The sequence below is a fragment of the Gordonia sp. w5E2 genome (assembly GCF_036540975.1).
GTDB lineage: Bacteria > Actinomycetota > Actinomycetes > Mycobacteriales > Mycobacteriaceae > Gordonia > Gordonia jacobaea.
Map to the genome: position 1 here is coordinate 2,878,701 of NZ_CP144213.1, position 21,152 is coordinate 2,899,852.

General features: G+C 66.6%; 22 protein-coding genes. 5 read left to right on the top strand and 17 right to left on the bottom strand.

Going from position 1 to position 21,152, the window contains the following annotated elements:
* Positions 1 to 22 precede the first annotated feature (22 nt).
* The 9 genes from hisI to hisD form a co-directional block, all read right to left on the bottom strand.
* Positions 23 to 421, bottom strand: coding sequence for a phosphoribosyl-AMP cyclohydrolase (hisI, locus tag RND64_RS12935; RefSeq protein WP_331436077.1), 399 nt, complete (start codon positions 419 to 421; stop codon positions 23 to 25).
* A 4-nt stretch (positions 422 to 425) separates the two neighbouring features.
* Positions 426 to 1,226, bottom strand: coding sequence for an imidazole glycerol phosphate synthase subunit HisF (gene hisF / locus RND64_RS12940; RefSeq protein WP_267625419.1), 801 nt, complete (start codon positions 1,224 to 1,226; stop codon positions 426 to 428).
* Entirely contained in the window at positions 1,223 to 2,089 is an 867-nt protein-coding gene (locus tag RND64_RS12945; protein ID WP_331436078.1) for an inositol monophosphatase family protein, read from the bottom strand. The genes hisF and RND64_RS12945 overlap by 4 nt, the downstream gene beginning before the upstream one ends.
* Complete coding sequence (gene priA, locus RND64_RS12950; protein ID WP_049698196.1) at positions 2,086 to 2,829, bottom strand: bifunctional 1-(5-phosphoribosyl)-5-((5-phosphoribosylamino)methylideneamino)imidazole-4-carboxamide isomerase/phosphoribosylanthranilate isomerase PriA; 744 nt, start codon at positions 2,827 to 2,829, stop codon at positions 2,086 to 2,088. Before priA ends, RND64_RS12945 begins: the two co-directional genes overlap by 4 nt.
* Positions 2,830 to 2,932: 103 nt before the next feature.
* Positions 2,933 to 3,199, bottom strand: a complete 267-nt coding sequence (locus RND64_RS12955; RefSeq protein WP_331436079.1) for a hypothetical protein — start codon at positions 3,197 to 3,199, stop codon at positions 2,933 to 2,935.
* Positions 3,196 to 3,837: an imidazole glycerol phosphate synthase subunit HisH gene (gene hisH / locus RND64_RS12960; protein WP_049698198.1), complete on the bottom strand. Its 642-nt coding sequence runs from the start codon at positions 3,835 to 3,837 to the stop codon at positions 3,196 to 3,198. The genes RND64_RS12955 and hisH overlap by 4 nt, the downstream gene beginning before the upstream one ends.
* Entirely contained in the window at positions 3,834 to 4,457 is a 624-nt protein-coding gene (gene hisB, locus RND64_RS12965; protein ID WP_005208453.1) for an imidazoleglycerol-phosphate dehydratase HisB, read from the bottom strand. The genes hisH and hisB overlap by 4 nt, the downstream gene beginning before the upstream one ends.
* Positions 4,454 to 5,614 carry a histidinol-phosphate transaminase gene (locus RND64_RS12970; protein WP_331436080.1) on the bottom strand — a complete coding sequence of 387 codons (1,161 nt, stop codon included), beginning with the start codon at positions 5,612 to 5,614 and terminating at the stop codon, positions 4,454 to 4,456. Before RND64_RS12970 ends, hisB begins: the two co-directional genes overlap by 4 nt.
* A complete protein-coding gene (hisD, locus tag RND64_RS12975) occupies positions 5,611 to 6,948 on the bottom strand; it encodes a histidinol dehydrogenase (RefSeq protein ID WP_049698200.1) in 1,338 nt (445 codons plus the stop codon). The genes RND64_RS12970 and hisD overlap by 4 nt, the downstream gene beginning before the upstream one ends.
* Positions 6,949 to 7,189: 241 nt before the next feature.
* On the opposite strand from hisD, the gene RND64_RS12980 reads away from it, so the two are divergent.
* The 3 genes from RND64_RS12980 to RND64_RS12990 all read left to right on the top strand — a co-directional run bounded on the left by RND64_RS12980 (position 7,190) and on the right by RND64_RS12990 (position 11,974).
* Positions 7,190 to 9,133: an HNH endonuclease signature motif containing protein gene (locus tag RND64_RS12980; RefSeq protein ID WP_082943102.1), complete on the top strand. Its 1,944-nt coding sequence runs from the start codon at positions 7,190 to 7,192 to the stop codon at positions 9,131 to 9,133.
* A gap of 296 nt (positions 9,134 to 9,429) precedes the next feature.
* On the top strand, positions 9,430 to 9,927 hold the full coding sequence (locus tag RND64_RS12985) for a MarR family winged helix-turn-helix transcriptional regulator (RefSeq protein WP_049698562.1): 498 nt from the start codon (positions 9,430 to 9,432) through the stop codon (positions 9,925 to 9,927).
* Between the two features lie 259 nt (positions 9,928 to 10,186).
* The gene (locus RND64_RS12990) at positions 10,187 to 11,974 is read left to right on the top strand and encodes an MDR family MFS transporter (RefSeq protein ID WP_197494590.1); all 1,788 of its coding nucleotides are present in this window, start codon (positions 10,187 to 10,189) and stop codon (positions 11,972 to 11,974) included.
* 163 nt (positions 11,975 to 12,137) lie between these two features.
* On the opposite strand, the gene nadC is transcribed toward RND64_RS12990, so the two are convergent.
* On the bottom strand, positions 12,138 to 13,034 hold the full coding sequence (gene nadC, locus RND64_RS12995; protein ID WP_049698563.1) for a carboxylating nicotinate-nucleotide diphosphorylase: 897 nt from the start codon (positions 13,032 to 13,034) through the stop codon (positions 12,138 to 12,140).
* A 4-nt stretch (positions 13,035 to 13,038) separates the two neighbouring features.
* A complete protein-coding gene (gene nadA / locus RND64_RS13000; RefSeq protein ID WP_049698564.1) occupies positions 13,039 to 14,097 on the bottom strand; it encodes a quinolinate synthase NadA in 1,059 nt (352 codons plus the stop codon).
* Between the two features lie 225 nt (positions 14,098 to 14,322).
* Here nadA and RND64_RS13005 point away from each other — a divergent pair, with 225 nt between their 5' ends.
* Entirely contained in the window at positions 14,323 to 14,847 is a 525-nt protein-coding gene (locus RND64_RS13005) for a response regulator transcription factor (protein WP_049698202.1), read from the top strand.
* 97 nt (positions 14,848 to 14,944) lie between these two features.
* On the top strand, positions 14,945 to 15,727 hold the full coding sequence (locus RND64_RS13010) for an NUDIX hydrolase (protein ID WP_049698203.1): 783 nt from the start codon (positions 14,945 to 14,947) through the stop codon (positions 15,725 to 15,727).
* Here the strand turns inward: RND64_RS13010 and RND64_RS13015 are convergent.
* The 6 genes from RND64_RS13015 to RND64_RS13040 all read right to left on the bottom strand — a co-directional run bounded on the left by RND64_RS13015 (position 15,711) and on the right by RND64_RS13040 (position 21,079).
* Positions 15,711 to 16,331 (bottom strand): DUF2567 domain-containing protein, encoded by a 621-nt coding sequence (locus tag RND64_RS13015; protein ID WP_235434300.1) that lies wholly within the window; start codon positions 16,329 to 16,331, stop codon positions 15,711 to 15,713. The genes RND64_RS13010 and RND64_RS13015 overlap by 17 nt on opposite strands.
* Positions 16,328 to 16,603, bottom strand: a complete 276-nt coding sequence (gene bsaP, locus RND64_RS13020; protein WP_049698205.1) for a biotin synthase auxiliary protein BsaP — start codon at positions 16,601 to 16,603, stop codon at positions 16,328 to 16,330. Before bsaP ends, RND64_RS13015 begins: the two co-directional genes overlap by 4 nt.
* A gap of 156 nt (positions 16,604 to 16,759) precedes the next feature.
* Positions 16,760 to 17,818, bottom strand: a complete 1,059-nt coding sequence (gene bioB, locus RND64_RS13025) for a biotin synthase BioB (RefSeq protein ID WP_049698206.1) — start codon at positions 17,816 to 17,818, stop codon at positions 16,760 to 16,762.
* Complete coding sequence (gene bioD, locus RND64_RS13030; RefSeq protein ID WP_049698207.1) at positions 17,815 to 18,567, bottom strand: dethiobiotin synthase; 753 nt, start codon at positions 18,565 to 18,567, stop codon at positions 17,815 to 17,817. Before bioD ends, bioB begins: the two co-directional genes overlap by 4 nt.
* Complete coding sequence (locus RND64_RS13035; RefSeq protein WP_049698565.1) at positions 18,564 to 19,733, bottom strand: 8-amino-7-oxononanoate synthase; 1,170 nt, start codon at positions 19,731 to 19,733, stop codon at positions 18,564 to 18,566. Before RND64_RS13035 ends, bioD begins: the two co-directional genes overlap by 4 nt.
* A gap of 44 nt (positions 19,734 to 19,777) precedes the next feature.
* Positions 19,778 to 21,079 carry an adenosylmethionine--8-amino-7-oxononanoate transaminase gene (locus tag RND64_RS13040; RefSeq protein ID WP_049698208.1) on the bottom strand — a complete coding sequence of 434 codons (1,302 nt, stop codon included), beginning with the start codon at positions 21,077 to 21,079 and terminating at the stop codon, positions 19,778 to 19,780.
* Positions 21,080 to 21,152: the final 73 nt, after the last annotated feature.

Sequence of the window (21,152 nt, forward strand, 5' to 3'; positions counted from 1 at the left end):
TCCCCGACGATTGTCCCAGGCATCAACTCGACGCCGCGCCCGCCCCGTCGGCGTGCTGATCATCGCCCTGCTCGTCGTCGACGTCGAAGGGCAGCGACGGGGTGTCGAAACAGCTGTGGTTGCCGGTGTGGCAGGCGGCACCGACCTGGTCGACGACCAGCAGGATCGTGTCGCCGTCGCAATCGAGACGAGCGTCGTGCACGTATTGGGTGTGCCCGCTGGTGTCGCCCTTGACCCAGTACTCCTGGCGTGAGCGTGAGTAGTAGGTGGCTCGACGTGTGGCGAGCGTGCGCTCGAGTGCCGTGTCGTCCATCCACGCGACCATCAGGACCTGCCCGGTCGAGCGTTCTTGGGCGACCGCGGCGAAAAGCCCATCCGTGTTGCGCTTGAGCTGTGCGGTCAGTTCCGGCGCGAGTGCCATGCGATCAGACCTGCCCTTCTGTGTCGCGTTCGGTGCGTACGACGATGCCTTCTGCTGCCATCGCACCCTTGACCTCTGGGATCGTGAGCTCGCCGAAGTGGAACACCGATGCGGCGAGCACTGCGTCGGCTCCCGCCAGCACTGCGGGCGCGAAGTCTGCGGCCTTGCCTGCTCCACCACTGGCGATCACCGGGACGTCGACCACCGCGCGGACCGCGGCGAGCATCCGCAGATCGAAACCCTGCTTGGTGCCATCGGCGTCCATCGAGTTCAGCAGGATCTCGCCGACGCCGAGCTCCTGACCGCGCTGCGCCCACTCGACGGCGTCGATTCCGGTGCCCTTGCGTCCGCCGTGGGTGGTGACCTCCCACCCGGACGGCGTCGGCTCGGCGTCGTCGGGAACCGTTCGGGCATCGACCGAGAGCACGATGCATTGCGACCCATACCGCCGACTCATCTCGGCGAGCACCTCAGGGCGCGAGATCGCCGCGGTGTTGACGCTCACCTTGTCGGCGCCTGCGCGCAGCATCGCGTCCACGTCGTCGACTGTGCGGATGCCACCTCCGACGGTCAGCGGGATGAAGATCGCGTCGGCGGTGCGGTGCACCACGTCGATCATCGTGGCGCGTCCAGAACTAGACGCGGTGACGTCGAGGAAGGTCAACTCGTCTGCGCCCTCGGCGTCGTACCGGGCGGCCAGCTCGACGGGGTCGCCCGCGTCGCGGAGGTTCTGGAAATTGACGCCCTTGACGACCCGGCCGTCGTCCACATCGAGGCACGGGATCACGCGTGTTGCGAGGGTCATCGAGAAGTCCTGTCGTCTGTGCCGGGGCTGTCGGTGCTGGTGAAGTCGCCGCCGGACCACCCGCCGACGTCGTCGATCACGGCCATCAACTCGCGGTGCACGTCGGGCATCGCGGTCACCAGCGACGGTGACGACGCCGTCCACGGGTTCCCCGCGAGGTCGGTCGCCATCCCACCGGCGGCACGCACCAGGGCGGCCCCGGCGGCGTTGTCCCAGGCGTGTGCACCGAAAGCTATTGCGGCACCGAAGATTCCGGCAGCTACGTATGCCATGTCGACGCCTGTGCTGCCCGTCATACGCAGTCGGGCCGCTCGCACGCTCAGCGCTTCGAGCAGTTGAGCTCGTCGCACCCCCGGGTAGCGACCACCATGACTGACGTTGAACGGCCCGAACGCGACGGCTGTCTGGGCGAGCGTTGTCGGAGGGTGTGCGGCCATCGGAACGCCGTTGCGGTACAGCGGACCTCCCACGTAACCGGCGTAGCGGGTTCCGGTCAGCGGCAGCCACGTGAGACCGAGTACCGCCTCACCGTCGACGAGCAGTCCGAGCAGGATGCCGGTGAGCGGCATGCCCGTCGAAAAGTTGTACGTCCCGTCGACCGGATCGAGAACCCATACAGCGCCATCGGTCACCGGTGGTCCACCGAATTCTTCGCCGTGCACGTCGATTCCGGTCCGGTCGGTGAGTTGTTGTCGAATGCGTTGTTCGAGGTCGAGATCGACCTGGGTCGCGAAGTCGGTCGCGCCCTTCACGACGGCGCTCGGCGCGCCGAGCCCGGCGACGAACTCCCCGGAGACACCGTCGAGAATGCTGCCCGCAACCTCGAGGAGTGCGGGCAGATCCAGGCCGGAACCGGTTGTCACAGGTTACCGACCGCCGCCAAAGCGTCGGGCAGGGTGAATCGCCCCGCGTAGAGAGCCTTGCCGACGATCGCACCCTCGACGCCCTGGTCGGTGAGGCTCGCGATGGCGATGAGATCACCGAGAGCCGACACTCCACCCGATGCGACGACGGGTGCGTCGGTCGCCTTGGTGACCTCGGACAGCAGCTCGAGATTCGGCCCACCGAGCGTGCCGTCCTTGCTCACGTCGGTGACGACATAACGGGCGCAGCCGTCGCCGTCGAGTCGGGCGAGGACCTCCCACAGGTCGCCGCCGTCGGTGACCCATCCCCGACCACGCAGTCGATACGAGTCACCGTCTGCGACGACGTCGAGTCCGACAGCGATGCGGTCGCCGTAGTTGGCGATCGCACGCCTGCACCACTCAGGGTTTTCGAGTGCGGCCGTACCGAGATTGACGCGAGTGCAACCTGTCGCGAGTGCGGCCTCGAGGGACTCGTCGTCGCGGATTCCGCCGGACAACTCGACCTTCACGTCGAGCTCGCCCACCACACCGGCGAGCAGTTCGCGGTTGTTGCCCCGACCGAAAGCGGCGTCGAGGTCGACGAGGTGAATCCACTCGGCACCATCGCGTTGCCATGCCAGCGCGGCGTCGCGGGGCGAACCGTAGGCGGTTTCGGTGCCTGCCGCACCCCGGACGAGCCGAACGGCCTGTCCATCGGCAACATCGACAGCTGGTAGGAGTTCGAGGGTCTTCCCCATGACGTGAGGTCTTTCCTGTCTGTTGTTCTCGTACGGGTCTGTGTGTCTCGTACGGTCTGTTGTTCTCGGACTGGTCTTGCGGTGTTCGCGGCCGCGCGTCAGGTCAGGGGCTTGAGTTTCCGTCGTCGAGGGCGCGAACCTTGCGCTCGTAGTTACCGATGATCCGACGCGACATCCAGCCGATCGTCCCGATCATCGCGAGCACCACGAGCAGCGCAGCGACCAAGCCTGCGATCGGTGACCAGTGTGCCAGCGCCAGGATGATCGGAATGCCGATCACCAGCACGAGAACCCCAGAACCCAAGACGAGCGTCACGAACCGCCCGTAGGAGAAGTGTGGGCGCTCGGGCACACCGTCGGACCGGCTCATGCGATGCTCCCGACCCAGTTGCGCAGCAGTTCGGCGCCCGCGTCCCCCGACTTCTCCGGGTGGAACTGTGTGGCACTCAATGCGCCGTTCTCGACCGCCGCCAAAAAGCGGCTGCCGTGCTCGGCCCACGTCAGGGCCGGTGCGGCGAGTGGCGATCCGACGTTGTCCATCTCCCACGTCTGCGCCGCGTACGAGTGCACGAAGTAGAAGCGGGTTGCCGGGTCGATTCCCTTGAAGAGCGTCGAGTCGGTCGGGGCGTCGACGGTGTTCCACCCCATGTGCGGCAGCACTGGAGCGTCGAGCCGCGAGACCGTTCCCGGCCATTCGCCACATCCGTCGGCCTCGACACCGAATTCGACGCCGCGCTCGAACAGGATCTGCATGCCGACACAGATGCCGAGCACCGGGCGTCCGCCGGCGAGGCGTCGGCCGATGATCCGGTCGCCGTGGACCGCGCGCAACCCGTCCATGCAGGCCGCGAACGCACCGACGCCCGGCACGACCAGCCCGTCGGCTTCAAGCGCAGCGGTGAAGTCGCTGGTCACGGTGACGTCGGCGCCGGTGCGCTCCAGTGCGCGCTGCGCGGAACGTAGATTGCCCGAGCCGTAGTCGAGGACGACGATGTTCGTCGCACTCATAGAGCGCCCTTGGTGGATGGCACTCCACTGACTCTCGGATCGGCCTCGGTCGCCGCACGAAGCGCGCGGGCGACCGCCTTGAATTCGGCCTCGGTGATGTGGTGCTGATCGCGGCCGTAGAGCACGCGCACGTGCAGGGCGATACGCGCGTTGAGCGCGATGGACTCGAAGACGTGCCGGTTGATCACCGTCGAGTAGGGCACGCCGGGGTAGCCGCCGATGACGGCGGTCAACATGTGCTCGGGCTCGCCGGTGTGGACACAGTACGGACGGCCCGACACATCGACGACGGCGTGTGCGAGCGTCTCGTCCATCGGGATGTACGAGTCGCCGAAGCGTCGAATTCCCTTCTTGTCGCCGAGAGCCTGACCAAGTGCCTGACCGAGCACGATCGCGGTGTCTTCGATGGTGTGGTGTCCCTCGACCTCGACGTCGCCCTTCGCCTCGACGGTCAGGTCGAAGCTGCCGTGTGCGCCGAAGGCGGTCAACATGTGGTCGAAGAACGGGATGCCCGTCGAGATCGCTGTGACGCCGGTGCCGTCGAGGTTGAGTTCGACGACGATCGACGACTCCTTGGTCGTCCGTTCGACGCGTGCGATACGCGGTGCCGGGGTGGTCACTGTGACTTCTCCAGATCTGTGGTGGCGAGCTTCCGGCTGACGTCGAGGAACGCGTCGTTCTCGTCAGCCAATCCGATCGTGACACGGAGATGCGCGGGAATTCCGACGTCGCGGATCAACACGCCGTTGTCGAGGTAGCGCTGCCACGATGCCGGGGCGTCGGCGAAGCGTCCGAACAGTACGAAGTTGGCGTCGGAGTCGACGACGTCGAATCCCGCCTTCTCGAGCTCTGCGACGACGCGTTTGCGCTCGGCGATGATCTTCGCGACTCCGCCGAGCGTCTCGTCGGCGTGGCGCAGCGCCGCTCGCGCAGCGGCCTGCGTGAGCACGGACAGGTGATACGGCAGCCGCACCAGTTGCAGGGCGTCGACGATCGCGGGCGACGCCGCAAGGTAACCGAGCCGACCGCCCGCGAAGGCGAACGCCTTGCTCATCGTCCGGCTGACGACGACCTTTGTCGGGAACTCGTCGATCAACTCGACGGCGCTGCGCTGCTCGGAGAACTCCGCGTACGCCTCGTCGACGATCACGATGCCCGGCGCGGCGTCGACGATCGCCCGGAGACCGTCATTCGAGATCGACGCGCCCGTCGGGTTGTTGGGAGAGGTCACGAACACGATGTCGGGGCGTCGTGTGGAGATCTCGCCGACCGCGTAGTCGATGTCGAGAGAGAAATCGGCGCTGCGCTTGGCTTCGAGCCAGGTGGTGTCGGTGCCGTCCGAGATGATCGGATGCATCGAGTAGCTGGGCACGAAGCCCAGCGCCGCACGGCCGAGCCCGCCGAACGCCTGCAGGAGTTGCTGCAGAATCTCGTTGGAACCGTTTGCCGCCCAGACGTTTTCGACGCCGAGGTGGGTTCCGGTGGCGGCGCTGAGGTAGGCGGCGAGGTCGCTACGCAGCGCGACAGCGTCACGGTCCGGGTAACGGTGCAGCTCGGCCGCAGCGGCGCCGACCGATTCAGCGACGTCGGCGATCAGCTCCGGAGACGGCGGGTGCGGGTTCTCGTTGGTGTTGAGAACGACAGGAACCTTCAATTGCGGTGCGCCATAAGCGCTTTTGCCGCGCAGGTTGTCGCGGAGCGGAAGATCGTCGACGGTGATCCGAGCTCCGGGAATCTGGACTCCGGGTACTTGAGCGCCTGTAGCTGCGGGCGTCACTTTGCTGCCTCGGCGACAGCCCCCGAGAACCTGCGGGTGATCGCATTGCCGTGTGCCGGAAGGTCTTCGGCCTGCGCCAAGGTGACCACCTGGGCGGAGACGTCGCGCAGCGCCGCCTCGTCGTAGTCGATGACGTGCACGCCACGCAGGAAGGTCTGTACCGAGAGACCCGACGCGAACCGAGCCGAACCCGACGTCGGCAGAACGTGATTCGATCCCGCGCAATAGTCTCCGAGGCTGACCGGCGCGAAGTCGCCGACGAAGATCGCGCCGGCGTTGTGCACGCGATCGGCGACCTGCGCGGCGTCGCGCGTCTGGATCTCGAGGTGCTCTGCCGCGTAGGCGTCGACCACGGCAAGACCGGCCTCGACGTCGTCGACGAGCACGACACCCGACTGCTTGCCGCTGAGCGCCGTGGTGACCCGTTCACGGTGTTTGGTCTCGGCGATCTGGCGGTCGAGTTCTGCGTCGACGGCGTCGGCCAGGGCGACGCTGTCGGTCACGAGCACCGACGCCGCGAGGACGTCGTGCTCGGCCTGGCTGATGAGGTCTGCGGCGACGAAGGCCGGGTTTGCCGAATCGTCGGCGAGGATGGCGATCTCGGTGGGACCGGCCTCGGCATCGATGCCGACGAGTCCGCGACACAGGCGCTTGGCTGCCGTGACGTAGATGTTGCCGGGACCGGTGATGAGGTCGACCGGGTCGAGGACCGCACCGTCGGTATCCGTACCGCCATAGGTAAGGAGCGCGACGCCTTGCGCGCCACCGACGGCCCAGACCTCGTCGACGCCGAGAAGAGCGCACGCGGCGAGGATGGTCGGGTGTGGCCAACCGCCGAAGTCCTTCTGCGGGGGCGACGCAACGACGAGCGACCCGACGCCCGCCTCCTGCGCGGGAACGACGTTCATGATGACCGACGACGGGTAGACAGCATTGCCGCCGGGTACGTACAGGCCAACACGCCTGACGGGAATCCACTTTTCGCTGACGGCTCCCCCGTCGACGACCTGTGTGCGCGACGTCGTACGACGCTGATCGGCATGGACGAGCCGAGCGCGAGTGATCGACTCACGCAGCGCATCAGCGACGGCCGGATCGAGTTTCGCCAGGGCATCCGCGATCACATCGGCGGGAACCCGAACACTCGACGGACGAACGCCGTCGAACTTCTCGCCGTACTCGAGTGCTGCCTCGACGCCGCGATCGGCGATCGCATGCACCACCGGCGTCACCGTATCCAGCACGGCGTTGACGTCGGTGCCCCCACGGGGCAACGCGCGACGCAGCTCAGCGAGCGTCGGCGAGCTACCGCGCAGGTCGGTTCGGGCGAGCATGGGTGTCTCCTGATCGGTCGGGTTGATGTGTCCAGGATATGTGGCGGCACCACCGGTTTCCGAATGCGGTCTGTCAGGACCAACGCGGCAGTAAGGCGCGGAGGCAGTCGCATAGTCATCCAGCCTCGGTGACCCGATCACGATCCGTCGAAAGTTTCTTCGATTATTCCTGGACGGTGTCGGTATTGTCGGGTAATGTAGAACACATATTCGACACGACGCGGGGCGGGGGTGGCGGCACGTGAACAGCAACAGCAATCGCAACAACAGCGAGAATGGCCGTGCACCTTTGGCTTTGGCGACTGCTGCGGTGGGATCGGCGGATGCGGTGGTGGCGGAAAAGCTGTCACGGCTTGCCGCGGTGCTGGATGAGTTGGCTGCCGTCGATGTGTCGCTGGTATCCGATGCCGCGCTGGTCGAAGCCACCGTTGAGGCAGAACGGTTGGCGTTGCGGACCGCGGGTGCGGTCACCGATCGCTTGATTGTGGAGGCCTCCGACCGCGACCTACCCCGCGCGTCGGGTTTCCGCGACATCCGCAATTTCATTGGGCAGGGTCTGCACATCGGTGACCCCGCCGCGCGGCATCGGGTGATCGCGGCGACCGGCTCGTTCACCACGATCTGCGGCGACCGACTACCACCCGCATGCCCAACGTTGGCCGGCTATGTGGCGGAGGGTCGGGTCGCGGGCGCGCACGTGCGGGCGGTGTTGGAGGTTTTGGAGGCGATCCCCGGTGAGGTGTCGGCCGAGACGAAAGCGGCGGCCGAAGCACAGATGGCCGGCTACGCGGTCCAATTCACCCCTGCCGAGATCACCAATTTGGGTTCACGATTGTTGGCGCACCTGGATCCGGATGGGACGCTGACCACCTCGAAGGACCGTAAACGTCGACGTCGCCTGTGGGTGAACCGGCAGAACGCTCAGTTGATGTCGCGGTTGACTGCCGATTTGGATCCGATCGCCCGCGCCCGGCTCGACACGGTGCTCGATGCGTGGGCTAAACCGGGCATGAACAACCCGGACGACCCGGAGTCGCCGGTCGGGCCGATCACCATGGCGAATGCTGAACAGGTCGCGGCCGCGGCGCTACGTGATGAACGCTCACCCGCGCAACGCAACCACGACGCGTTCTCCGCACTCCTGCAGCAAGTACTTGAATCAGGGATGCTCGGCAACACCCATCGCGGATTACCGATCCAGGTGATCGTCACCACCAGCCTGCAGGAACTCGAAGAGCAGGCAGGGATCGCACAGACCACGTCCGGAACACTGCTCCCGATCAGCGATGTGATCGAAATGGCCGCCTCCACCGGGGCGAGCCAGTATTTGGCGGTGTTCGGTGAGCACACCAGCATCCCGCTGTATTTGGGTCGGTCGAAGCGGATCGCGTCACTCGGACAACGACTCGCCTCCTTTGCTTCGGCGGGCGGGAAGATGTGTTCGGCACCCGGCTGCAACCAGCCCGCATCACGGGTGCAGATGCATCACGCCGCCAAAGACTGGGCCGACGGTGGGTTGACCGATATCGACCAACTCGTCCCGGCGTGCGATGTGCACAACCGGAGAGTCGGCACAAAACCCGGGCAGTTCACCACCCGCATGATCACCGAAGGCCCCGACACCGGACGTGTCGCGTGGCGGCTCAACGCCAAGCCGGGTATGCCGGAGAATCCGGAACGCATCAACCGCATCGCCGACGTCAAAGCCGACTTCCACGACTACCTCGCCGCCGAACACACCAGCAACCAAGCCGCAGCGGCGGCACGAGCAACCGGGACAAGCACAGACGCGACGGTCACCGAGATCGGCGCGCGAGCCTCCAGCAGAGTGGGCGCCGAGAACGTCACAGACACGGCCAGCGACCAGATGGTGGTCGCGGACGCAGTGGGCGCCTGGATGGTGTCGCCGTCCTCAGTGCCGGACCCGCCGAGCACGCAGGTGGCACGTCAGACGCTCACCGGCGTCGAACTCGCGCTGGCGGATAGAATGCCTTCCGCAGATCCTCGGCGCCTCGGCAGGCGGGTCGACATCCGATGGAACCTCCCCAGGCCACTCGAACTCGACCCCGACCCGCCCACAGACCCCAACCCATCAACGGGCCCGGCCCCACCAGGCGGCCCCAACCGGCTCGGCGGCGTCGACCCGCCAGACAGCCTCGGCCCACCGCTGGCCGACGCCGCCTGACCACCGCCATCCCGGGCGAACTGTCGAATCCGGTTGCGCCGCAACCCGTCTACACCCCGCCACCACACACGGTGGCGGGGCAGACGTGGTTGCCTGAGGGACAGCCCGAACGGAGTGTGCAGACGTGCAGCCCCGGCAGGCCACGGCGCCAGGTCGTGCACGGCTGCCCTCGCCAGGATCTTCCGCACCCTCGCCGGCGCCCCCGATACGCCAAGTCGAATCATGAATCATGTTCAACTGCGCGGTAACCTGTGGCGCATCATCCGACGAACCGCGACGGACAGGATTCACCGCAGATGGGCGACGCTCGCTCCGACCACCCAGTGGACGCCGACGACGTATCCGATGACCCGATTACCGACCTGGAGACAGGTTTCGCTGACCTGATGCGGCAGGGACGGATTCGACTGCGCACCCGTGCTCGTGCGGTTGACCCCCACCTCGACCCGTCGAACTATCCCCTGATCGCGATGCTCGCCAGCGCCGACGGATCTCTGCCGGTATCAACACTCGTCGCGCAGCTCGGACTCGAGAAGTCGACTGTGAGCAGACAGATCGATGCCCTCGTGCGCCTCGGCCTGGCCGAGCGACACGCCGACCCGCATGATGCGCGCGCTCGACTGGTCTCCTTGACTCCTACCGGCCGCGCACGCGTAGATCACGTAGCCGATGCGGCGGTCGCAGACTGGCGGGCACGGTTGTCCGAATGGGACCCCGAGGACATCCGGACACTCACCCGGCTGCTCAATCGTCTCCTTGTCGACGACGCGGAGTTCGAACCCGACCTGACCTGATCGGCGGCGTGCCCCGGCGCCGACATCGCGGCGCTGACATAACGGCGCAACGCCGCGTCGAGAAACTCCGCCGGAGCCGGGAATACTCAAGATAGTTGCGCGTTACAACTATCAATGGTTATAGTTGCTTCACTCAACTAGTTGGTTGCGTGACGTGTCTGCAGCCAGCAATCGGCCGGCCATTGTCGCCGCGCCCCCGACATCCCTCTCCCGCTCGGCAGACCGTGCGGGATCAGCCACCACCTCAGGAGGTTCTCCCATGTCTCTAACCGCCACGCGGGAGGTTGCTTCCGCAGCGGGCGCACCGATGACCCATCGACAAAAGCTCGAAGCACTCGTCGGTTTGCTCCTCGGGATGTTCGTCGCGTTTCTCTCGTCGACGATCGTGTCCAACGCGCTCCCCGTCATCATCACCGACCTGCATGGAACGCAGGGTCAGTACACCTGGGTCGTCACGGCGACTCTCCTCGCATCCACGGCGACCACACCCATCTGGGGCAAGCTTTCCGACCTGGTGAGCAAGAAGATCCTGGTCCAGGCGTCGTTGGCGTTGTTCACCCTCGGCTCGGTGCTCGCCGGACTCTCACAGTCGGTCGGCATGCTGATCGGTTTCCGTGTCATCCAGGGCCTCGGACTCGGTGGCCTGCAGGCGCTGGTCGTCATCGTGATCGCATCCATGTTCAGCCCACGCGAACGCGGCCGCTATCAGGGTCCGATCGCAGCCGTGATGTCGCTCGCGACGGTCGCCGGCCCGCTGATCGGTGGCGTGATCGTCGACACCAGCTGGCTCGGTTGGCGCTGGACGTTCTACGTCTGTGTTCCGCTCGCGGTGATCGCATTGCTGGTCATCCAGCGCACGCTGAATCTTCCGACGGTCCGCAAGGACGTTCGCATCGACTACCTCGGCGCGTTCCTGATCGCGGCAGGCGTGAGCACACTGCTCATCTGGGTCACCCTCGCCGGTGACAGCTTCGCTTGGCTCTCGGGAATGACGTTCGGACTCGTCGCACTCGGAATCGTCCTCATCGCAGGTGCATTGTTCGTCGAATCACGCGCCAAGGACCCGATCATCCCGCTGCGGTTGTTCCGTGACCGCACGACGACTCTCGCCACAATGGCGAGCGTTGCAGTGGGTGTCGCACTGTTCGGTGGTGCCGTGTTCCTCGGTCAGTACTTCCAGATCGCCCGCGGCTACTCCCCCACGGCGGCAGGTCTGCTCACCCTTCCGATGATCATCGGCTCGATGCTCGCCGCAACGGTCTCGGGCGCCCTGATCACACGGTTCGGTCGGTGGAAGCGCTTCCTCGTCACCGGTGCTGCCCTGATGACAGCAGGCTTCTTCCTCCTGTCGACCATCGACGCCCATACCGACATGGTCGTCATCGGAGCGTTCCTGTTCATTCTCGGACTCGGCATGGGAATGACCATGCAGAACCTCGTGATGGCTGTGCAGAACAACGTCGGACCCGATGACCTCGGTTCAGCGACGTCGACGGTGACGTTCTTCCGCTCGCTCGGAGGCGCGGCAGGCGTGTCGGTTCTCGGTGCGGTGCTGGCAACCCACGTCACCGACCTGATCACCAAGGGTCTGGTGGCAGCGGGTGTCAATCCCGCTCAGACCGGCGGGTCGGGTGCAGGGCTCTCGAACCTCAAGGATCTGCCGGGACCGATCGCCGAGATCGTCCGCGGTTCCTACGGTGACGCAATCGCGCGCGTCTTCTTCATCGCCGGTGTGATGGCCGCGATCAGCTTCGTCGCGATCGTGTTCATCAAGGAGGTCGCACTCAAGACGCAGAGCTTCGACGAACAGCGGATGGCCGCTGTTCGTGAGGAAGTCATCGACGTCACCCCCGCCGCGTCGTTCGACGTAGCTCCGGTCACCGTGGACAGCGGACGGACCAGCGACAGCCACGCTAGCGACTCGGACGTGGACGACATCGACGAGGAGTTCGCGAAACTCGTCGACGGTCCGGAAGCCACTGCGCGCTCAACGGCCGCCGTCGGCGAAACCGACGCTCAGCCCGGACGTCACGAGCGCACGGAGTAACCGTCGAAACGATGTACGCGCACTAGCGCGCACTGATTCCAGACACACTGGTTCCAGACACACTGTGGCCCACAGCCTTTTCGCTGTGGGCCACAGTGCATCTCAGAACCGTTGCACCTCAGAACTGGTGCATCTCAAAACCGTTGCCTGCACGCCGCAGCGCTCAGAGAGGAATGTCGAGTCCGAGGTCGAGCGCGGTTACCGAATGCGTCAGCGCGCCGACGGCGAGGTAGTCGACGCCCGTGCGGGCGTAGTCGGCGGCCTGGTCCAGACTCAACCCGCCGGAGGACTCGAGTTTTGTCTCCGGCGACCTGTTGTTGCGGCGGGAGACGGCCATCTGGGTTGCCCAGAGTTCGAAGTTGTCGAGCAACACGAGTTGGGGTGCGAGGTCGAGCACCTCGTCGAGTTGATCGAGCGAGTCCACCTCGACCTCGACCGGCAGGTCGGGTGCCGCCGCACGCACAGCGCGGAGCGCCGCGCTCACCGATCCCGCGGCGGCAACGTGATTGTCTTTGATCAGCGCGGCGTCACCGAGCCCCATGCGGTGATTGACGCCGCCACCTGCGCGCACCGCATACTTCTGCAGATAGCGCATGCCCGGCAACGTCTTTCGTGAGTCGCGAATCTTCGCCGACGTTCCGTCGACGGCGTCGACCCACTGAGCTGTCGCGGTGGCGATCCCGGAGAGATGGCACGCGAGGTTGAGTGCCGTGCGCTCCGCGGTCAGCAGAGCGGCGGTCGGCGCATGCACCGCCAACACCACGTCTCCCGGTGCGACTCTCGTTCCGTCGGCAACCGCAGCGGTCACCTCGTACGCACCGGCACCGACGACCTCGTCGAGGACGGCAAGTACGACGGGAAGCCCGGCGACCACGCCGAGCGCACGGCTGACGATCTGCGCGTCGACCGTCGCGCCGGCAGGCACCGTCGACGCGGTCGTGATGTCGGGGCCGTAGCGGAGATCCTCGTCGAGCGCCGTCCGAATCAACGCCCGCACCTCGTCGGTGATCGCCAGGTCGAGTTCTCCGGCTGCCTCGCGCTGGCCGATGAACGCGCTCATCGACTCATTCACCCGAACCCGGATTGCCGATCGCGATCATCCGCTCGACGCTCTTGCGTGCGCGCTCGGCGACATCGTCAGCGACGAACACCTCGTCCTTACCCTCACGCAACGCACGCAACAGCGCAGCCGGCGTGATCATCTTCATGTACGGGCACGACGCGCGATCGTTGACCGCCTGGAAGTCGATACCTGGCGCGGCCTTACGTAGCTGGTGCAGCATGCCGATCTCCGTGGCGACGAGAACCTGCTTGGCACCGGTCTGCCGAGCAGCGTCGATCATTCCGCCGGTGGAAAGGATCTTCACGCGGTTGTCGGGCACCGCTCCCTCGCCCGCCAGATAGAGCGCCGACGTCGCGCACCCGCACTCGGGGTGGATGAAGAGGTCGGCGTCGGGGTGCGAGTTGGCCTTGGCGGTCAGCTCGTCACCGTTGATACCGGCGTGGACGTGGCATTCGCCGGCCCAGATGTGAATGTTGTCGCGGCCGGTCTCCCGCTTGACGTGCGCGCCGAGGAACTGGTCGGGCAGGAAGAGGACGTCGCGATCGGGATCGATCGACGCCACCACATCCACCGCGTTCGACGACGTACAGCAGATGTCGGTGAGGCCCTTCACCTCGGCGGTCGTGTTGACGTACGAGACCACGACAGCATCGGGGTACTCGACCTTCCACGCCCGCAGATCGTCGGCGGTGATCGAGTCGGCGAGCGAACATCCCGCCCTGGCGTCGGGGATCAGGACGCGCTTGTCGGGGCTGAGGATCTTCGCGGTCTCGGCCATGAAGTGGACGCCGCAGAACACGATTTCGTCGGAGTCGACCTCCGCCGCGATCCGGGAGAGCGCGAGCGAGTCGCCGACGTGATCTGCAACATCTTGAATCGCCGGTAACTCATAGTTGTGCGCGAGTATGGTCGCATTGCGCGCACGTGCTAGTCGACGAACCTCTTCTGCCCACGCCGCGGTCGGTTCCACTCCGGTGAATCCTGTGGGACCGTCTGTCCACACCGCGTCAATCAGACCAGGTTCGGTGACTGCTACCGAACGGTCGCTGGTGATACTCATGGGTCGCTCCTTCAGCCTGCGACCGGAGAACGCGGTTCGTGCTCCGAGACAGGTTTTCGACTGTCGGTCGAAAACACCTAGATCGTAGCACCATGCCCGGTGGGTACCGTCGGTCTCCAATTCGAGTAGCGCACTACGCGTTTCTGTGGTCGCCTGCGGCAATAGCGTCGAAGAGGTCAGCGACAACACCGCCACTGCTCGACAAGAATCACAGGAGATACCCCGATGACCTCCACGATTGGCCCCCGCGCCGGCCAAGGCACCCCTCCCACAACCCCCACCCCGATGGCCATCGCGCCCTCGATCCCCACGCGCAGATCATCGTTCTCCACTCCACTCGAAGCGGTCCGACGTCGCCAGGAAGCACTCGAAAGGCTGGCCGCGCGTCGAATCGTGACTCCGCCGCCCATGGCACCTTCGACCGCTGGACGCTCAGCCGACGTCGCCCATCTACGCCCTGTGGTGTCGGCCTCGGTGAGCCCCGGCGGGCAGTCCATCCCTCACGACGCCGAATTGAGCCACCCGCGCGTACCCCTGACCACTCGGGAGATCGAGGTGCTTCGGACGTGGCTCCTCACCGACTCCAAGTCAGTGGCGGCGTCGCGGTTGATGATCTCGGTGGGCACCGTCAACACGCACCTGGCACGCATTAGGACGAAGTACGCAGACGCCGGACGTCCGGCACGCACCAAGGCGTCGCTGGTTGCTCGCGCGATCCAGGATGGCCTGATCAGCCTCGACGAACTCTGAGAGGAGCGCGTCGCGGGTTCGTGCGTCGACCGCCTCGCGGGTTTCTGCGCGGAGCGCCTCGCGGTTGCCTCGCGGAGCGAGCCCTAGAATCGACCGCATGCCTGCGCCGATTCCCGCCAGTTCCGATGGCGCCGCCTCCCCGGAATCGGTCGCACAGGAAGCCGTCACACACGACGCGGGGCGCCCGACGTCCGAGTCGGCGGGAACTGCGGGCGTCGAGGTCCTGAGCGCGGTTTTCCAGGTACGACGCCCGACGCCGGACGTCGAACCGCAACTGTGCGTACTTCTGTGGCGGCAGCACGACGATGAGCCGTTCGCGCTTCCGGGTGGCGAGGTCGCGGCAGACGAGAGCCTGTCGGAAACCGCCCGGCGTCAGCTCGCCGACACGATGGATATCCGCAAGGTCGCCCACCTCGAACAGCTTTCGGTGTTCTCGGCACCTCATCGCACACCGGGTCGGCGGACGATCGCCTCGACGTACCTCGGCCTGGTTCCCACGGATGCGCCTGCACGCCTGCCCGACACCGCGGCATGGGAGCCGGTGGATTCCCTTGGCGTCCTGGCTCACGACCACGCCGACATCATCGCCGCGGCGCGTCGACGTCTCGCCGGGAAACTCTCATACACGAATATCGCGTTCGCGTTGGCGCCGTCTCGGTTCCCGATGTCGGAGCTGTCCGAAATCTATTGTGCCGCACTGGGTTACCCCGTCGACACGACCAACCTGCTGCGAATCCTCAGCCGGCGCGGCGTTGTCGTGGCCACCGGGACCGTCGGAAAAACGGGCCGTTCGGGTGGGCGCCCGCCCGCGCTCTACGCCTTCGCCGACAACGAGTTACGCGTCACCGACGAGTTCGCGACGCTCAAACCCCCACCGTGAGCGACTGATCTGCGTCGTCGGCGACGCCGTCGCCCACACCGAGGTCGGCGTCGCTGGTGGCGAGCGCACACACCAGATAGACGAGACTGACCGTCAACGGTGCACAGATGAGGAGAATCCACGGCGCCGAGAACCCGTTGCGCGTGGCGCCGTCGAGCACGAGGTCGGGAACCACACGGAAGGTCTGCCCCATCCCGACGTCGTGCGGGTCCGGGAAGTGCAGATGCGCGACCCAGGTGCCGATAGATCCCGCGATCACAGTGCCGATCACTGCGGTCACGAACGTCACGCCATAACCGACGAGGCCTCGCCAATACCGCGCGGCGAACCATGCGAGCGCCGCCGCGACCGCACCGTAGGCGAGCATCCAGAACGCGAAAACCGCGACACCGGCGAATTCCTCACCAAGCTGTTCCGACGGCACGGCTGCGCCCTGTGCAGTCACAGTCCCGGTCATCGCCGGGGTCGTGACCGCCCACGCCACACCGAACACGGCGCCGAGCAGCAGCACGACAGCGCCGACGACGACCAGCGGTGCAGGCGAGTGCTTGCGCCGAACCGACACCGGGTTGCCGGGCGTGCCCGGATAGACCTGGGCCATCATCGTCGACCGAGTTGCGACGAATCGACGACACCGTGGCGCGAACAACGTGCATCCCACCCGTCGGGACGCACCTGCACCACCATCCGCCTGCCGCACTGACCACAGAACCGAGGCGGCTCCAATCCGAGGCGCGCTGCCTGCGGCACCGCGTCGGCCGCCTGCAGGTCGAGTTCGATGCCGGTGTACACGCCGTACCGGCACGGCTCGTCGAGCGGACCGGGGATGTCGACGGGGCTTTTGGCACCCGGATCGACGGTGGGCGTCGGAGTCATCGGCGTCCTCTCAGCTCAAAGGTCATCGAATTCGAGTATGCACGCCGAGGCAAAACGGCCCGCTCGCACGCTCCCGGCGCCGAGCTGAAACGGCCCGCTCGCACGCTCCCGGCGCCGAGCTGAAGCGGCCCGCTCGCACGCTCCCGGCGCCGGGCCTCAGATGCTGTCGTTAAGAGCCTTGATCGGCATCGAGAGGTCGTCGAGGAGGTCGAGGTCGTCCTCAGCGGGCCTGCCGAGCGTGGTCAGGTAGTTGCCGACGATGACCGCGTTGATGCCGCCCAGGATGCCCTGCTTGGCGCCGAGGTCGCCCAGCGTGATCTCGCGGCCACCTGCGAAGCGCAGGATCGTGCGCGGAAGAGCGAGGCGGAACGCCGCCACAGCCTTGAGCGCCTCGGCGGCCGGCAGCACGTCGAGGTCACCGAACGGCGTCCCCGGGCGCGGATTGAGGAAGTTGAGCGGAACCTCGTCGGGTTCGAGGGCGGCCAGGTCAGCCGCGAACTCGGCGCGCTGTTCAAGACTCTCCCCCATTCCGAGAATGCCGCCACAGCACACCTCCATGCCCGCGTCGCGAACCATGCGCAGCGTGTCCCAGCGCTCCTCCCACGTGTGGGTGGTGACCACGTTCGGGAAATGACTGCGGGCCGTCTCGAGGTTGTGGTTGTAGCGGTGAACACCCATGTCCCGCAACTGATCCACCTGCTCCTGCGTCAGCATGCCGAGGCTGCAGGCGATCTGAATGTCGACCTCATTGCGAATGGCTTCGATTCCCGCGGCCACCTGCGACAGCAGTCGCTTGTCCGGTCCGCGCACGGCCGCGACGATGCAGAACTCCGTGGCGCCGGTCTTCGCAGTCTGCTTTGCGGCCTCGACCAACGACGGGATGTCGATCCACGCGCTGCGCACCGGCGATGCGAAAAGCCCTGACTGCGAACAGAAATGGCAGTCCTCCGGGCAGCCGCCGGTCTTGAGCGAAATGATGCCCTCGACCTCGACCTCCGGTCCGCACCACCTCATCCGGACGTCGTGGGCGACCTGCAGCAGTTCGGTGACGCGCTCGTCGGGAAGCCGCAGCACCTCGAGCACCTGGTCGCGGTCGAGTGGCTCGCCGCGTTCGAGGACCTGAGCGCGCGCGACGTCGAGGATGTCGGTCGACGACGCGCCCGACGCCTGCACGGTCGCGGCGTCGAGCGTCGGATCTACGGGTGCCTGTGTCATGCGTGAACTCCTTCGATGGGCTGAACGGCCGCGATGTTGTCGGGCGCGGAACGGGAACTGAGGTCTGCGACGAAGTCGGGATCGAACCAGGTGGGCGCCGCGGCCCGGAACTGATCGGGCTCAAGCTCCCCGACACCCTCGGGTATCACGCCGACGACGGGTACCCCAGTCAGCCGGGGCAGGTCGACGCGATTGCATCGCATGGCGAGGTCTGGATCGCGCGGCCACGAGCCGATCACAAGGCCTGCGGGACGAATTCCCCTCGCCCGCAATGCTTCGACGGTCAGCTCGGCATGATTGAGCGCGCCCAGGCCGGCCTGGACGACGACGACTGCTTCGGCTCCTACCGCGTCCGCGACGTCGAGCGCGGTGAGGTCGGGTGCGAGGCGCACCAGTACCCCGCCGGCTCCCTCGACGAGGGTCAACCGATGAGTCGAAACAAGATCGGTGACCGCCCCGACGACGGTCCAGAGATCCAGTGGGGCAAGACCTGCGCGCATCGCCGCGGTCTCCGGCGCCAGCGGCTCGGGGTAGCGCGCACACTCGACCACATCGACGACACCCGCGAGGTGGGCAACGGTCGCGAGGTCACCCGGCTCCCCTGGCTCGACGCCGGTCTGCGCGGGTTTACACACCGCGACGCCACTCGCCGACTCTCCCGCAACGCACGCGAGCGCAGCGGTGACGATCGTCTTACCGACGTCGGTCGAGGTACCGGTGATCAAGAGGGCACGTCCCGGGCGGGTCACCGTTCACCCCCGCCTTCGGCCAGCGCCCCGCCGATGACCTCGGCGGCGCGGTCGACGGTCGCGTCGTCGAGATCGGCTCTGACGGTCAGTCGCAGTCTCGACGTCCCCGGCGGGACCGACGGCGGTCGGAAACACCCGACCAACACTCCGCTGTCCCGACACCGTGCTGCGGCGTCGACCGCGGGCTGCGGGTCGCCGACGATGCGCGAGATCACCGCGGCGGCCGGGACCGGCGCACCGAGGCTGCGCGCCATTCGTGTCGCGTTGTGCCGCAATCGGTCTGGTAGCTCGGGCTGTGCACGCAGGACACCGAGCGCCGCACGCGCCGCACCGACCGCTGCCGGGTTGAGTCCGGTGTCGAAGATGAAGGTGCGCGCGACGTCGATGAGGTGCTCACGGACAGCAGAAGTCGCGAGCACCACGCCCCCCTGCGCGCCGAGCGACTTGGAGCACACGGTCGTGACGACGAGGTCGCGCGCGCCGGAGAGTCCTACTTCCGCGATCAGTCCCCGACCCCCCGGCCCGCGCACTCCGAGCGCGTGCGCTTCGTCGACAAGGAGCGCCGCCGAGTGCTCGCGCGCAACGCGATAGAGCTGCGCGACCGGCGCAGGCTCGCCGTCGACCGAGTAGACGGAATCGGTGACGACCAGTGCCCGCTCCTCGGGGCGATCGCGTAGCGCCGCTGCGACGGCGGCGACATCGCCACGGTCGACGACGACGACTCGCGCACGCGACAGTCGGCATCCGTCGATGAGTGACGCGTGGGTTCCGGTGTCGGACACGATGAGGTCGCCGCGGCCGACGAGCGCGGTGATGGCTCCGACGTTGGCGAGGTAGCCGGACGAAAAGCACAGTGCCGCATCAAAACCCATGAAGTCGGCGATGTCGTCCTCGAAGTCGACGTGCAACCGCGTGGTTCCCGCGACGAGGCGCGACGCCGTAGCCCCCGCCCCGAACTCATCCAGCGCGGCATGCGCACCTGCGAGCACTGCGGGGTGCGTCGAGAGTCCGAGGTAGTCGTTGGACGCCAGGTTGAGCATCGACGCTCCGGCCTCACGAACGAATGGGACACGGTGCAGCCCAGCCGAATCGCGCGCCGCGGCGGCGTCGGTGAGCCAGTCGAGCGCCGACGCGTCGTCGACCGTCGTGCCGGCCGCCCGCAGCATGTCGACCTCGCCGAACTCGGAGCCCAGTGTGGCGTGATCCGGTGTCATCGGGCACCTCCCGCGCCGACCAACTGTGCACACGACGCCGTTGTGGCCGCGGCGATTCCGGAGCAGATCGTCTCGACGTCGGAGTCGGTGCAGACGAACGGCGGCATCGTGTAGATCAGGTTGCGGAAGGGCCGCAACCAGACTCCGGCGTCGACGGCGGCATCCGTGGCCGCGGCGATGTCGACCTCGTCGTCGAGTTCGACGACGCCGATGGCCCCGAACGTGCGGACATCACGAACCCCGGCCACGTCGGTCAGTGGCGCGAGTCCTCGCGCGAGCAGGTCGGAGATGTCGGCGACGCGGCGTCGCCACGGACCGTCGAGCAGCAGTTCGGTGGAGGCGACCGCGACCGCACAGGCGAGCGGATTGGCCATGAACGTGGGACCGTGCGCCAATCCACCGGCCTCACCCGCACTGATCGTCTCGGCGATCGCTGTGGTGCACAGCGTCGCGGCCAACGTCAGGTAGCCGCCGGTCAGCGCCTTGCCGACACACATGATGTCGGGCGAGACGCGCGCGTGGTCGGCGGCGAACAGCTCGCCGGTGCGCCCGAATCCGGTGGCGATCTCGTCGAAGATCAAGAGCAGGTCGTGCTCATCGCAGATTCGACGCAGCTCGCCGAGATAGGCGGGGTCGTGGAAGCGCATACCGCCTGCGCCCTGCACAACGGGTTCGACGATGATCGCGGCGAGTTCGTCGCGGTGTGCAACGACAGCGGCCTCTATGGAGTCGACATAGTCGGCATCGAACTCCGCGGGCGGGGCAGGCACGAACACCTGGTCGGCCAGAATTCGACGCCACATCGCGTGCATCCCGCCCTCGGGATCGCAGACGCTCATCGGGGTGAAGGTGTCGCCGTGGTACCCACCGCGCCAGGTCAGCAGTCGCGTGCGTTCCGGCTTGCCACGGCTGCGCCAATACTGCAGCGCCATCTTCACCGCGACCTCGACCGACACCGAACCCGAATCGCAGAAGAACACCTTCTGCAGGGGTCCTGGTGTGATGTCGACGAGCAACTGCGCGAGCCGCGCGGCGGGCTCGTGGGTCAATCCGCCGAACATCACGTGGCTCATCGACTCCAGTTGATCGCGCGCCGCGGCGTCGAGGACCGGGTGGCGATAACCGTGGATGGCGGCCCACCACGAGCTCATTCCGTCGATGACCGCACCGCCGTCGGCGAGTGTGAGTCGCACACCGTCGGCGCCGCGGACGACACGCGGTTGCGTCGGAGACGGCATGGCGCCGTAGGGATGCCAGATGTGTGCTGCGTCGACGCGGCTGATGTCGGCTGCATCCATGTGGTGCGTCCCTCCTCGCCGGCTTAGAGTGGTCCTGGACACCGTTCAGGTCCAAACTCCTGGACACTGTACA